Annotated in this window: 13 protein-coding genes; 5 read left to right on the top strand and 8 right to left on the bottom strand. The window is 68.3% G+C overall.

Annotated features, from left to right (window positions below):
* The first annotated feature begins 207 nt into the window (after positions 1–207).
* Entirely contained in the window at positions 208–1,233 is a 1,026-nt protein-coding gene (locus ACM6LR_RS21555; RefSeq protein ID WP_414937792.1) for a CobW family GTP-binding protein, read from the top strand.
* Positions 1,234–1,309: 76 nt separating this feature from the next.
* Here the strand turns inward: ACM6LR_RS21555 and ligD are convergent, their stop codons facing one another.
* The 3 genes from ligD to ACM6LR_RS21540 are packed head-to-tail and all read right to left on the bottom strand — an operon-like array spanning position 1,310 to position 4,596.
* Complete coding sequence (gene ligD, locus ACM6LR_RS21550) at positions 1,310–2,329, bottom strand: non-homologous end-joining DNA ligase (RefSeq protein ID WP_414937791.1); 1,020 nt, start codon at positions 2,327–2,329, stop codon at positions 1,310–1,312.
* Complete coding sequence (locus tag ACM6LR_RS21545) at positions 2,326–3,405, bottom strand: ATP-dependent DNA ligase (RefSeq protein ID WP_414937790.1); 1,080 nt, start codon at positions 3,403–3,405, stop codon at positions 2,326–2,328. Before ACM6LR_RS21545 ends, ligD begins: the two co-directional genes overlap by 4 nt.
* 39 nt (positions 3,406–3,444) lie before the next feature.
* Positions 3,445–4,596, bottom strand: coding sequence for a DUF1015 family protein (locus ACM6LR_RS21540; RefSeq protein WP_414937789.1), 1,152 nt, complete (start codon positions 4,594–4,596; stop codon positions 3,445–3,447).
* A 111-nt stretch (positions 4,597–4,707) separates the two neighbouring features.
* On the opposite strand from ACM6LR_RS21540, the gene ACM6LR_RS21535 reads away from it, so the two are divergent.
* Entirely contained in the window at positions 4,708–6,228 is a 1,521-nt protein-coding gene (locus ACM6LR_RS21535) for an MDR family MFS transporter (protein ID WP_414937788.1), read from the top strand.
* A 124-nt stretch (positions 6,229–6,352) separates the two neighbouring features.
* Here ACM6LR_RS21535 and ACM6LR_RS21530 read toward each other — a convergent pair whose 3' ends face one another.
* Entirely contained in the window at positions 6,353–7,243 is an 891-nt protein-coding gene (locus tag ACM6LR_RS21530; RefSeq protein ID WP_414937787.1) for a TIGR03854 family LLM class F420-dependent oxidoreductase, read from the bottom strand.
* A gap of 138 nt (positions 7,244–7,381) precedes the next feature.
* Between ACM6LR_RS21530 and ACM6LR_RS21525 the strand changes: the two genes are divergently transcribed.
* Positions 7,382–8,128 (top strand): thioesterase II family protein, encoded by a 747-nt coding sequence (locus tag ACM6LR_RS21525; protein WP_414937786.1) that lies wholly within the window; start codon positions 7,382–7,384, stop codon positions 8,126–8,128.
* Positions 8,129–8,189: 61 nt separating this feature from the next.
* On the opposite strand, the gene ACM6LR_RS21520 is transcribed toward ACM6LR_RS21525, so the two are convergent.
* From ACM6LR_RS21520 to ACM6LR_RS21510, 3 genes are all read right to left on the bottom strand, one after another.
* Positions 8,190–8,621: a hypothetical protein gene (locus ACM6LR_RS21520; protein ID WP_414944384.1), complete on the bottom strand. Its 432-nt coding sequence runs from the start codon at positions 8,619–8,621 to the stop codon at positions 8,190–8,192.
* A 196-nt stretch (positions 8,622–8,817) separates the two neighbouring features.
* Positions 8,818–9,249 (bottom strand): DUF6292 family protein, encoded by a 432-nt coding sequence (locus tag ACM6LR_RS21515; RefSeq protein WP_414944383.1) that lies wholly within the window; start codon positions 9,247–9,249, stop codon positions 8,818–8,820.
* Between the two features lie 100 nt (positions 9,250–9,349).
* Positions 9,350–9,793 carry a MarR family winged helix-turn-helix transcriptional regulator gene (locus tag ACM6LR_RS21510; protein WP_414937969.1) on the bottom strand — a complete coding sequence of 148 codons (444 nt, stop codon included), beginning with the start codon at positions 9,791–9,793 and terminating at the stop codon, positions 9,350–9,352.
* Between the two features lie 115 nt (positions 9,794–9,908).
* Between ACM6LR_RS21510 and ACM6LR_RS21505 the strand changes: the two genes are divergently transcribed.
* Positions 9,909–10,301 (top strand): DUF5313 domain-containing protein, encoded by a 393-nt coding sequence (locus ACM6LR_RS21505; protein ID WP_414937783.1) that lies wholly within the window; start codon positions 9,909–9,911, stop codon positions 10,299–10,301.
* 162 nt (positions 10,302–10,463) lie between these two features.
* On the opposite strand, the gene ACM6LR_RS21500 is transcribed toward ACM6LR_RS21505, so the two are convergent.
* Positions 10,464–11,627, bottom strand: a complete 1,164-nt coding sequence (locus ACM6LR_RS21500; RefSeq protein WP_414944382.1) for a hypothetical protein — start codon at positions 11,625–11,627, stop codon at positions 10,464–10,466.
* On the opposite strand from ACM6LR_RS21500, the gene ACM6LR_RS21495 reads away from it, so the two are divergent.
* Entirely contained in the window at positions 11,617–12,570 is a 954-nt protein-coding gene (locus ACM6LR_RS21495; RefSeq protein ID WP_414937781.1) for a pseudouridine synthase, read from the top strand. The two genes, ACM6LR_RS21500 and ACM6LR_RS21495, sit on opposite strands and share 11 nt — an antisense overlap.
* Positions 12,571–12,965 lie beyond the last annotated feature (395 nt).

Below are 12,965 nucleotides of genomic sequence, written 5' to 3'. Positions count from 1 at the left end.
AGTCCGAGTTCGCAGAAGATTCACAGAATCACCCTCAGCGAAACGATCACGCTTAACCAAGATCCCTTTGTGATCGTTTTACATATCCACTTCATCACTCTTTCGAGTGCACCTCCCTACCTGCTCTTCTGCTCTTTCCCCGGACCGGTGTATTGGCCCGCTCCCGCCGTCGCTAGAGTGCTGGGAACTCCGGCGGAAAGGAAAAACGTGGTCGACAGGCGGATCCCGGTCATCCTGGTCGCCGGCTTCCTCGGTTCCGGGAAGACCACCCTGCTCAACCACCTGCTGGCCAATCGCCAAGGTGCGCGCATCGGTGTCATCGTCAACGACTTCGGGAGCATCGCGGTCGACGCGATGGCCGTTTCCGGGCAGGTCGACACGATGATGTCCTTCGGCAACGGCTGCCTGTGCTGCGCCGTCGACGCGAGCGGCCTCGACGCCATGCTCGCCAAACTGTCCGAGGCCGAGGCAGGCATCGACGTCATCGTGATCGAGGCCAGCGGGCTCGCCGAACCGCGTGACCTCATCCGCCTGATGATCGCCAGCGAGAACCCCGTCATCGCTTACGGCGGCCTGGTCGAACTCGTCGACGCGGCCGAGTTCGAGGCGGCCAGGCGACGCCACCCGGAACTGGACGAACACCTCGGGTTCGCCGACCTGGTCGTGCTCAACAAGACCGACCGGGCCGACGAGGACACCCTGGCCAAGCTGCGCGGCACGATCGACGAGATCGCGCCCGGCACGCCGGTGATCGCGACCTCCCACGGCCGGATCGACCCCACGCTGTTCTTCGACGCCCGGCCGCGTGACCGCGCCGGGCAACTGTCGTTCGACGACCTCCGCGAGGAGGAGCACGACCACGAGCACCATTTCCACACCGCGTACGACAGCGTCGCCTTCACCGCCGAGCGGCCGCTGGACCCGCGACGGCTGATGGACTTTCTCGAACAGCGTCCCGGCGGGCTCTACCGGATCAAGGGTTTCCTCGACTTCGGCCCGAACGGCCCGCGCTCCCGGTTCGGCCTGCATACGGTGGGCTCGTTCGTCCAGGTGGAACGGTCGGCGTGGCCGTCGGGCCTGCCGCGCCGGAGCGAACTGGTGCTGATCGGCTCGGGGATCGACACCGACGCCGTCACCGCGCGCCTCGAAGAGTGCGTCGCGGACGATCCCGAGGTCGTCGACGAGCGGGGCATGCTGCGGGTCCTGCGGTTCGTCCAGGACGACCGCGTTTAGTCCTCTAGTTGCGGTAGTTGCGCGCGCAACTACCGCAACTAGAGGACTAAACGCGGACTATCCGGCGCGCAAGCTCTTAGTCTTTCGACTCTTTTTGTTCCTTTTTGGCCCTGCTCGGCGCGACCCGGGGCGGCTCGTTCGGCATTTTCGGGTACACGGGCGGCCAAGGCGCGTCCATGAGCCCGTTCTCCATGTCCTTCTCCGACATTTCCAGCAGCGACTCGATCGACTGCGGTTTCGTTTCCGCCCAAGGGTCTCCGCGTTCGGCGAAGCGAGCGGGCACGGTGGACAGGGTGAGCTTGTCGGGCTCGACGGTCTCCAGTTCGTCCCAGCCGATCGGCGTCGACACCTGCCCGCCGACCCGCGGCCGCACGCACCACGCGCCGAACACCGTCTTGTGCGGTGCGTTCTGGTTGAAGTCGACGAACACCCGGGAGCCCCGCTCTTCCTTCCACCACTGCGCCGTCATCTCCTCCGGGTGGCGCCGCTCCAGTTCGCGGGCGAGCGCGACGGCGGCCGCGCGGACCTCGTAGCCGTCCCACTTCGGTTCCAGCGGCACGTAAAGATGCAAACCGCGCGAGCCCGACGTCTTCAGCTGCGCGGTGATGCCGAGTTCTGCGAGCAACGCCTTCGTCAGGACAGCGCCGTGCCGCAGCTCCGGGAAACCGATGCCGGGCGAAGGATCGAGGTCGACGCGCAACTGATCGCTGATGTCCGGCGCGTCGGCCCGGTTCGGCCAGACATGGAAACCGAGGCAGCCCTGGTTCACCGCCCAGATGACGTGCGCGAGGTCCTTCGCCACGAGCGCGTCCGAAGTGGTCCCGTTCGGGGTGGACACCACCGTCGTGGTCAGCCACTCGGGCGCGTTCTTCGGGACCCTCTTCTGGAACCATGACTTCCCGCCCGCACCGTCGGGATAGCGCTCCAGCAGCAAGGGCCGCCCGCCGAGCTGCGCCAGCAGCGGCACCGAAACCGCGCGGTAGTACTCGACGAGGTCCAATTTGGTCTCGCCGTTCTCCGGGAAGTAGACCTTGCCCGGACTGGACACCGTGAATTCGACACCGTCGAGGTCCAGCGTCACCGGTTCCGACTTCATGCTTCCCCCAGCTCGGTGAACAGCGTGGCCAGCTCGGCGGGCGGTACCTCGTCGAGCTGCGCGTAGGTGCAGGACGCCGGTTCGCGGTCGGGGCGGAAGCGCACGAGCCTGCCGCCATGGCGGAACCGCGTGCCCTCGACGTGTTCGTAGCGGACCTCGGCGACCCATTCGATGCGGACCGGCTCCCAGCTCAGGTCCTTCTGCGGCGCCCACCGGCTGCCCGCGCCGGGCATCCGGCCGCCCGCCTCCTCATGGGCCTCGACCCACTCCCGCCAGGGGTGCTTCTCCAGCGCGTTCTCCCGCAGCGGCGCGAGTTCGTCCACCAGCTCACGACGCCTCGCGGCGGTGAAGCTGCTGGCCACGCCCACGTGGTGCAGGACGCCCTCGTCGTTGTAGAGCCCCAGCAGCAGCGACCCGACGCCGACACCGTCCTTGTGCCACCGGAACCCGACGACGACGCAGTCCGCGGTGCGCTGGTGCTTGACCTTCCACATCACCCGCTTGTCCTGTTCGTACGGCGCGTCGGCTGGTTTGGCCATCACGCCGTCGAAACCCGCGCCTTCGAACCGGGTGAACCAGTCCTGGGCGACGTCGGGATCCTCGGACAACGGGGTGAGGTGCACCCGGGCGAACTTCGTGTCGACGACGCTTTCGAGCAGCTTCCGCCGCTCCTCGAACGGTTCCGGTGTCAGATCCCGGTCGTCGTGGGCGAGCAGGTCGAACACCACGAAACTCGTCGGCGTCTCCGCGGCCAGTTTGTTCACCCTGGACGCCGCCGGGTGCAGCCGCAGCTGGAGCTTCTCGAAGTCGAGACCGCCTTCGGTGACCAGCACGATCTCGCCGTCGACGACACAGCGCTCGGGCAGCGCCTCCTTGAGCAGATCGACCAGTTCGGGGAAATACCTCGTCAGTGGTCTGTCGTTGCGCGAGCCGAGGACCACCTCGTCACCGTCACGGAAGACCACGCAGCGGAAGCCGTCCCACTTCGGCTCGTACAGCAGCCCAGGCGTGCGCGGCAGTTCGTGCACGGCTTTGGCCAGCATCGGCTTCACGGGCGGCATCACGGGCAGTTCCACGAGATGATCCTAGGCCTGACCACCGACGAAAGCGCGACGTCAGAGCTCCGCCAGCAGGAGTCCGCTGCGTGGTTTCGGCGTGAAATAGGTGGCCTTCCTCGGCATCCGCAGTCCGGCCGCGTGCACGGCGAGCACCTCCGCGTACGGGACCGGGGCCAGCAGCAGGACGGCGTCCACGTCTTCGGGCACCGGGGTGCCCGGCAGCAGCGGCCGCACGTGCGCTCCTTCCGGATCGACACCGAGCGCCCCACGGAGCAGGTCCTGCTCGACGACGGCGTGGTCGAGTCCCGCCCTGCCGAGTGCCACCCGGAACGCCGATTCCCCCGCCAGCACGGTCACCTCCCCGGCTTCGGCCGGCGGCTCCGGCGGGCCGGGGAGGACGTCGAAGCCCGCCTCCGTCCACCGCCGGACCAGCGTGGCCGCGTCGAGCCCGGTGCCGGTGAGCACCCGGTGGATGGGTCCGATCCGCAGTCCCGGTCCCCCGGTGACCAGTGCCAGCAGCGCGCCGCGTCCCGACGCCGCGGCGGCCGCGACCCGGTGATTGCCGTCCGCGACCAGGAGATCCATCTCGTCCAAGGCGGCCAGCAGTGCGTACCGGCCATCGCCGGGACCGGCGAGCCACAGTTCGTGCTTGCGGCCCACGCCGTCCACTGTGGACAGGATGGGCACCTGCTCCCGGCAGAGCCGTTCGATCGACGCGGTCAGCTCACGGCCGCCGGTCGCGGGGACCAGCATGGCGGCGCTCGTGGCGACACCGAGCCCGGCGAGCATCACGGCCCGCTCCGCGACGACGTCCGGATAGACGTCCTCGGTGTGCCGGACCCGCGTCACCCCGCCCTCCCGCACCGCTGCCGGATCGACCAGGCACAGCACGCCGAGCGCGACGCCGTCCGGCCCGTCGATGCGATAAGGCGCGATGACGTCGGCGACCGGGCGATAGTGCCGTTCCCGGAGACGTTCGAAGGTGGCCCTGGCCTGTGGCAACGCCGCCTCGACCGAGAGGCCGCCCGCCAGTGCGGCCGGAGTCCTCGCCGGATGCTGGACCGCCAGCAGGCTGTCACCGCGCGCCCCGGCAAGCGCGGCGATCACCCGGTCCGGATCGGCGAACTCGTCGACGTCGGGGCCCGGGACGGCGTCGAGGACGACCCAGCCACGGTTGATCGGGCGGATCCAAGTGCTCATCCGACCCATTTTGCGTCAAACCTCACGGAAAAAATCAATCCCATGACCGGGAGTCTCCATGGAATGCTTACCCATGCGAAGCAGTTGACGCCCTTCATGAGCCCGAGGAGATCCCCGCAGATGACGACCCCGGCCCCGGTCACCGCCAAGGAAGGGGTCGGTTTCCGCTCCGAACGCGGCCCCGTCCTGATCGCCGTGATGCTGTGTTCCGGCCTGATCGCGCTCGACTCGACCATCATCGCGACGGCGGTGCCCTCGGTGGTCGCCGATCTGGGCGGCTTCTCCCAGTTCCCGTGGCTGTTCTCGATCTATCTGCTGACCCAGGCGGTCACCGTTCCGCTGTACGGCAAGTTCGCCGACGTGCTCGGCAGGCGGCCGGTGATGTTCTTCGGGATCGCGGCGTTCCTGCTGGGCTCGGTGCTCTGTGGCGCGGCGTGGAGCATGCCGGTGCTGATCGCCGCCCGCGCGGTGCAGGGCATCGGCGCGGGTGCCATCCAGCCGATCGCGCTGACCATGGTCGGCGACATGTACACGGTCGAGGAACGCGCCAGGGTGCAGGGCTATCTCGCCAGCGTGTGGGCCATCTCGTCGGTGGTCGGGCCGACGCTGGGCGGTGTGTTCGCCGAGTACCTCGACTGGCGCTGGATCTTCTTCATCAACTTGCCGCTCGGCGCGCTGGCCGCGTGGATGCTGTTCCGGAACTTCCGTGAGCGCGTCGAACGCCGCTCGCACCGCATCGACTACCTGGGCGCCACGCTGCTCACCCTCGGCTGCTCGCTGCTGATCCTGGGCTTGTTGGAGGGCGGTGTCGCCTGGGGCTGGGCGTCCGCGCCGAGCCTGGCGATCTTCATCGGCGCGGTGGTGCTGCTGGTGTCGTTCGTGTTCGTGGAACGCAAGGCCGAGGAGCCGGTGCTGCCACTGTGGATCTTCACCAAACGGACGCTGATCGGCGGAAACCTGGTCGCCGTCGTCGTCGGCATGCTGCTGATGGGCCTCACCTCGTACCTGCCGACCTTCTCGCAGGGTGTGCTCGGCACCGGCGCGCTCGTCGCCGGCTTCGCGCTGGCGGCGCTGACCGTCGGCTGGCCGATCTCGGCGTCGCTGGCGGGCCGGATCTACATGCGGATCGGATTCCGGGACACCGGGCTGATCGGCAGCGGGATCGTCATCGCGGGCGCGGCCCTTACGGTGTTCCTGGCCGCGGGGTCGTCGATCTGGCTGGCGGCCGCGGCGGCGTTCGTCCTTGGGATCGGGCTGGGCCTGGCGTCGAGCCCGACGCTGATCGCCGTGCAGTCCACCATCGGCTGGGAACGCCGCGGTGTCGTCACCGCGACCAACATGTTCAGCCGCTCGCTGGGCAGCGCGGTCGGCGTGGCGATGTTCGGCGCAATCGCGAACGCCACCCTGGCGAACCGCTTCGCGAACCCGCCCGACGGGGTCGTCGGCCTGCCGTCCGGCGTCGACGCGACCAGCGTCGTCCTGGAGGGCCACGGACCCGCCACGCCGACGACGACGTTCGTGCGTGACGCCCTCGCGGACGCCACGCACCACGTCTTCCTGGCGATGCTGGTGGTCGCCGTGCTCAGCGTCGGCGCCCTGCTGCTGATGCCGCGGCGGACCGAAGAGCTGAAGTTCGACTAGCGCGGGTCTCCCGGATCAGTGCCGGGACTCGCGCCGGCTCTGGGGCTGAAGGGGACTTTCGTCGCATGTCATGCGACGAAAGCGCCCTTCACCGCGTAAGACGCGGGGAAAGTCCCCTTCAGCATTAGTTCTGCAGCGGGACGGCGTACTCGACGAAGTTCTCGACGAACCGCTCGATCGGCTCCGGTCCGGCCGGGTAGAGCACGAACTTGCTCAGCCCGGCGTCGAGGTACTCGGCGACCAGGTCGCGGGCGGCAGACCAGCTGCCCGCGATCAGGCGTGACGGGTCGGCGTCGGACCGCGCGGCGACCGATGCCGCGAGCGCGTCCGGGATGCCGTCCTCGGCGACGATGAGGCTGATCCCGAAGTGGTCGGCCTCGACCTCCCGGTCCGCCTCGGCGGCGGCCTTCTGGATCGCCTCACGGCCGGCGCGGGCCTCCTCCGGCGTGAGGAAGCTGGCCAGCCAGCCGTCCGCGAGCCTGCCGATCCGCCGCAGCGCGCCCGGCGCCTTCCCGCCGAGCCAGAGGTCGAGCCGCTTGAGCGGGCGCATGCCCAGCCCGGCACCCTCGACGCGGAAGAACTCACCCTCGAAGGTCACCTCCTCCTGTTCCAGCAAGGCCTTGATCAGCCGTAAAGACTCGTCGAAGACAGCCGCGCGACGGCCCTGCGGCACCGGGAACAGCGGGAGTTCCGCGTCCCGCGCGGGCTTCAGGCCGAAGACCGGGAGGACTCGTTTCGGCGCGAGCGCGGCGAGTGAGGCGAGCTGTTTGGCGACCAGCACCGGATCACGGCCGGGCAGCACCATCACGCCGGTTCCGACCTTCAGTTCCGAGGTGCGGGCGAGCGCGTGGGTCAGTCCGACGACCGGGTCGATCCTGGGCGAGTACACCGCCTCGGGCAGCCAGAGCGAATCGACACCCGCCCGCTCCAGCAAGTCGACCGCGGCGCCGAACTCCTCGGGCGCCGTCCCGGTCCCCAGTCCCGCACCGAGCCTGATCTTCAGCTCCTCCGCCACACTCGCTCCCTTCCACCAGGCCCCGGATGTGGGCCGATGTCCAGTGTTCAACCCCGCACACCCATGGACTCTTCCCGCGAATCCCCCGTACATTCCAGTGTCGTGCGGGGGATTCCCGCGCGGATTGGGGGATTTTCGATGGCAGGGCAGGATCTCCGCGTCTGGACGCGATGCTTCTACCGGGCACCGGCTGCCGAGACGCGGCTCGTCGCCTTCCCGCATGCCGGTGGATCGGCGAGTGCGTACCGCCCGCTTTCGGGAGCGCTCTCCCCCACCGTCGAGGTGCACACCGTCCAGTACCCGGGACGGCAGGACCGCCTCGGCGAGCCGGTCATCGACGATCTGCACGTCCTTTCCGAGCGGCTGGTGGACATCGTCGCCGAGCTCCCGAAGCCGTTCGCCCTCTTCGGCCACAGCATGGGCGCCATCGTCGCGTTCGAGGTCGCCCGGCGGCTCGAGGCGCGTGGCCTCGTTCCGGCGGCGTTGTTCCTCTCGGCCCGCCGCGGCCCCGACATCCACAAGGAGCAGGCGCACCACCTCGCCGACGACGCCACGTTCCTCGCCGAGGTCAGCAGGCTCGGTGGCACGGACCCGACGATCTTCGACGACCCGGACATCCGCGCTCTCGCGTTGCCCTCGCTGCGCGGCGACTACAAGGCCGTCGAGACCTACCGCTACCGGCCGGGCCCCGACGTGACCTGCCCGATCGTGGCGCTCGCCGGGAACGCGGATCCGGTCCTGGACGTGCCCGACGTCGAAAACTGGGCCGAGCACACGACCGGTTCCTTCGAGAAGGAAATCTTCGAGGGCGGTCACTTCTTCCTCGACGACAATCGGGACGCTGTCGTCGCCCGCATCCTCGGCAAGCTGACCGTCAGTCCCTGAGACCTTCCCTGCCCGCCCACGGGACGACCGGACGTGGCTTCCACCGTGCGCTCGGAAAGCATCAGCTTCGCGGCCCGCGCGAGCGGTCCCGGTAGGAGCAGCCTCGCGCGCGATCCCTTGTGCCCGAACGAATCGCCACGGTCGACCAGGACTTCGGCGGCGAGGCTTCCCGCTTCGGCGAACCGGCCGGCGAGCGCGCGGGCGACCAGCCCGGCGGCACGCCGAGCTGGTCCACTTCGGACAGTCCCGCCTTCGCGCGGGCGTCCAGCGCGGTCGCGAGGACCCGAGCCGCTTCGTCGAAGTGCAGTGCCTGGTCCGCTTCGCCGTCTTGGCCGGCGCTGTCGCCGAACGCAGCCAATGACCGGCGACCGTCCCCGCCGACGCCGGATCGCGCCGGGTGCCCCAATTCCGACCTGCCCGCCGAACGCGCACGGAAATTGCTGCCAGATGAGGATCCCGCGCTGTTCACCGTCCGGAGCGGCGTCACCGCCATCGAACCGGATCGAAGGCAGCCTCGGAGTCGTGTCCCCGCACGCTGACCGCGCAGGGCCGGAAGACAACGGCGACGGCACCTGGCGGGTGCGTGCCAAGGGTGTCTTCGACCGGCGGTCGATCGGTCTCCGCACGCCGCGGTTCCTGATCGGCGGGGAGATCGACGCCGTCCACTCTCCGCTCTCCGCCGGAGTGAATCAGGCCCAGGCGGAGAGTTCCTTGGCCAGCGCGGACGGCCCGCCGGCGGTGCGCAGCGTCGGTGGGCCGGGCCAGCAGTCCTGGTGCTCACCGGTGCGCAGGGTCTCGGCGAACCGGGCCACCAGCCGCGGCGGCGACGCGACCGACCGTCCGCCGAGGTAGGCGACGACGACGTAGTGGTCGTCGCCCGACTGCGTCGCGACCGCGGCCGACCAGCCGTGCTCCTCGTGCCACAGCAGGTCGGCGTCTCGCTCGGGGAAGCCGGGAAAGCGCCAATTCAGCCTCAGGCCGGCGGTGACCGGGCCGGTGAGGTCGGCCGTGCACGAATCCATCCGTATCCCCAATGCCGAAGCCACGGCCTCCAGGTAGGCGTTCAGCCTGGTCAGGAGATCCAGACCTGCTTCCGTGGGGGCGGGGGTCGAGGTGGTCACGGTCCCTCAGCTTCCTGTCATCTCAAGGTGGCGTGACGGAAATTACCCAAGCGGGAGCGGCTACACACCCTAATTTCGTCACACCTCGGTCTCGGTTCGCTCAGGCGGTGGCTTCGATGACGCCAGTGAGGGCCTTGTGCAGCACCTCCAGCTCGGAGACCTCCATTCCGAGCTTCTCGACGACGCGATACGGGATCTTTTCCGCCTCCGCGCGCAACGCGCGACCCGATTCCGTCAGCTCGACCGTCAGCAGCCGCTCGTCCTCGGCACTGCGCCTGCGCGTGACGTAACCGATCGCCTCCAGCCGCTTGAGGAGCGGGGACAGCGTCGCGGGTTCGGCACGCAGAGCGGTGCTCAGGTCCTTCACCGCCTGTGGCCCCCGCTCCCACAGCGCCAGCATGACGAGGTACTGCGGATGGGTGAGCCCGTGCGGCTCCAGCAGCGGGCGGTAGATGGCGATGACGCTGCGCGACGCGATCGACAGCGCGAAACACACCTGACGCTCCAGCGCGAGCGGGTCCTCGCCCAGATCGATCGACTTCATCTCGGGCCCTTCCGAACTCATGTGCCGATCCTAGCCGTGTCCTCGGCAACACTAATAATTAGTGTACTAACCATTAGTGTACTGTGTCGAGTATCGAAGGAGAAGGAGTCGCCTGATGCCTCGCAAGCGCCCGGACGTGTTCCGCTGGCTGTGGTACTCACTCGGCGGCAGGCTGCCCGAGCGCTACCACGACTGGATCCTCCACGACGCGACCACCGGGACCTGGCGCTGGCGGCACGTCGCCCGCAGCACGGTGATGATCGGCCCGCTCTGCGCGGTGTGGCTGCTCCTGCCCGGCCCACTCGGCCTGCGGCTGGCGATCGTGCTGATGGCCGCGCTCGTGGCGTACTTCTACTCGATGGCCTACATGGAGGAGAGCATCGAGCACCGGCTCGCCAAGAACGGCTTCCCGCCGGGCATCGGGCGCCGGACCCGCGACGAGGCCGACGCGCTCGCGGAGGCCGACGCCACCGAGCGGTACCTCGCGCGATATCGCGATCTGCACTGATCGCTCTCGCCTCCGCCGCGCTCGAGTGTCGCGAGTCGGGTGTTGCGAGTCGGGTGTTGCGAGTCGGGTGCCGGGTGTCGCGAAAGCCACTTTCGGGACGTCTGATGTCGCGAAAGTGGCTTTCGCGGCACCTTTCGCGACACCTCGGGCAGGCATCGTTGGTCAGGCGGCCCGACGCAGACGGGCCTCAGCGGCACGATGCGCGGCCACGAGTTCGGCGATCACCCGCTTCGGTTCCGTCCGCAATCGGCTGGGCAAGGTCTGGAGGACCGCGATGCCGGCGGCCGCGCACCTGGCGTTTCTCGCCACTGTCGCCGCATACTGCTGCTTGCCGAAGTGAAAATCGTACGAATCGATCTCCCAGGCCAGCCTCACCGCCACGAAGTGGCCATCGGGAGTCGCGATGTACTCCCCGTTTTCGGCTCGCAGTTCATGATTCCATCCGGGTTCGGGCAATCCGCTCATTCGCCACACCCGCATCGCGTCGACTTCCGCGGCCGACCGGGCTCCATCGGCGATGCGATGCAGCGCATCGCGTGGGATCGCGGTGCCGCGGCTGCTTCCGGCATCGAGTTCTTCGAACAGCTCCGGAAGGCTTGCGCCCCGCTGGACCGCTTCGGAAAGCAGCGCCGAAACCGCCTGGCGTGAGCCGAGCCGACGGCACTCGTCGAGTACCGACCGAACCAAGGGTGCCAGCGGTACCCCATCGAGCACGACCGCCGTCGGCAGCCGGGTCGTGCGTTCGATGATCACGTGCCCGGAACTGATGACCTTGCGTTCGAGGGGAACGAGGAGATGGACGCGGAAGGGATGGTCCGGCAGCGCCCGTAACCCCTGTCGACGACACGCGGTCGCGCCGGTTACCACTGCGTCGGGGCCGGCGTACAACAGAGCGGCATCGACCAGCTGCCGACGCGTCGGTTCGCCGGAGTTCAACAGCAAGACTCCCGGCAGCAGCCGTCGCCACTGCCTTCCCGGACGGCACCGGCGATAGCAAGTCCTCGACGGAACGCCGAGTTCCGTCAACCGGGCGACGGTGATCACGCCGCCGCGACTGTACTGGTAGAGCTCCTCGGGATCACGAGCCCAATCTCCAGGTTTCACTCCATGATCTTCTGCTCCTCGAGTTCTCCCCGCCAGCACCTTCCGCCCGGCCTGTGGACAACTCGCCACATCAGCCCCACTGTGGACAACTCCCGCTGGTGTCGCGAAAGCCACTTTCGGGACGTCTAATGCCTCGAAAGTGGCTTTCGCGACACCGGGGCGCCCGCCCGCGACCAGGCCGGATGAGTCGTCGCGGCTAGAGTGCGCGGTGATGAGACGCAAGCTCCGCCCGCCGCTCCCGCCCCGCCACGGGCTCGACCCCGCGAGGCTCAAGATGCCCACCGAGGGACCGTGGACGACGTTGCGGGAGCACCTCGTCGAGCGGCTCCCCCGGGTCGCGCCCGAGCGGATCGAGGAGATGCTCCGCGAGGAGCGCATCGTAGGACTGGACGGACCACTGGGCGTCGACGCGCCGTTCGTGCCGGACTCGTTCATCTGGTTCCATCGCGATCTTCCCGACGAGGTCGCCGTTCCGTTCGAGATCTCCGTCGTGCACCGCGACGAGCATTTCCTGGTCGCCGACAAACCCCATTTCCTCGCGACGATCCCGCGCGGGCGGCACATTCTGCAGACCGCGCTGGTCCGCCTCCGCCGCGAACTCGACCTCCCGATGCTCAGCCCCGCACACCGGCTCGACCGGGTCACCGCGGGACTAATCCTGTTCGTGATCACCCCCGAAGTCCGCGGAAAGTACCAGACGATGTTTCGGGATCGCCTGGTACACAAGGAATACGAAGCGATCGCGCGCTACGATCCCGACGTCTCGATGCCGCGCGAGATCAGCAGCCGTATCGTCAAGGAACGCGGGGTCATCGCCGCCCAAGAGGTCGACGGGCCGCCCAACGCGGAAACCCGGATCGAACTCCTCGAACACCGCGACGGCCTCGGTCGCTACCGGCTGCTTCCCGCGACCGGCCGTACCCACCAGCTCAGGCTGCACATGAGCGGCCTCGGGTTGCCGATCCTCGGCGACGACTTCTACCCGGAACTGACCGAAACCCCACTCGACGACTTCACCGAACCCTTGCAGCTACTGGCGAAAGTCCTCGAATTCGCCGATCCGGTCACGCGCGAACGCCGCCGGTTCGAAAGCAGGCGGACCCTCGAGGCTTGGACGGACCTCGACGCGTGGCGGCGGGGTTCGTCGCCTTCCGCAGGTCCGTGAAGGACTCCTTGAGGGACCCAGAGTCCCTCAAAGTTCCCCTCACTCTCGTCATTTAGCCTCAGTAGCACCACCAGCCACGACGGCGGGCGCGCGAAGGGCCCTTCGCTCGGCTCAGCTGCAGAAACCCGACCTTCACACCTACCCCAAGTACATGAAAGCTCCTTCCTTGCGCCTAGTGTCGCGTGATTTTGCTTGCTTGACGTTTGGTTTCGTTCCTCGGACGGCGATCTCGCGTGATCAGACGGCAGTTACGCGTGATTGGACGGCGGTTACGCGTGATCAGACGGCGATCTCGCGTGATTGGACGGAGATCGCCGTCTGATCACGGGTAAGACCCGCAGGATCACGCGACACTAGCGCAAGGAAGGGGGCTTTCATGTACTCACCGAGTCGTC

This window comes from Amycolatopsis sp. cmx-11-32 (genome assembly GCF_047608695.1).
Taxonomy (GTDB): domain Bacteria; phylum Actinomycetota; class Actinomycetes; order Mycobacteriales; family Pseudonocardiaceae; genus Amycolatopsis.
This window is presented reverse-complemented; position numbering and strand designations above follow the sequence as displayed.

Excerpts from the sequence above, each read along its gene's own strand:
- ligD (WP_414937791.1), bottom strand. The coding sequence starts at position 2,329 with ATGAAGTCGGAACCGGTGACGCTGGACCTCGACGGTGTCGAATTCACG.
- ACM6LR_RS21540 (WP_414937789.1), bottom strand. The coding sequence starts at position 4,596 with ATGGGTCGGATGAGCACTTGGATCCGCCCGATCAACCGTGGCTGGGTC.
- ACM6LR_RS21535 (WP_414937788.1), top strand. The coding sequence starts at position 4,708 with ATGACGACCCCGGCCCCGGTCACCGCCAAGGAAGGGGTCGGTTTCCGC.
- ACM6LR_RS21525 (WP_414937786.1), top strand. The coding sequence starts at position 7,382 with ATGGCAGGGCAGGATCTCCGCGTCTGGACGCGATGCTTCTACCGGGCA.
- ACM6LR_RS21520 (WP_414944384.1), bottom strand. The coding sequence starts at position 8,621 with ATGGCGGTGACGCCGCTCCGGACGGTGAACAGCGCGGGATCCTCATCT.
- ACM6LR_RS21510 (WP_414937969.1), bottom strand. The coding sequence starts at position 9,793 with ATGAAGTCGATCGATCTGGGCGAGGACCCGCTCGCGCTGGAGCGTCAG.
- ACM6LR_RS21505 (WP_414937783.1), top strand. The coding sequence starts at position 9,909 with ATGCCTCGCAAGCGCCCGGACGTGTTCCGCTGGCTGTGGTACTCACTC.
- ACM6LR_RS21495 (WP_414937781.1), top strand. The coding sequence starts at position 11,617 with ATGAGACGCAAGCTCCGCCCGCCGCTCCCGCCCCGCCACGGGCTCGAC.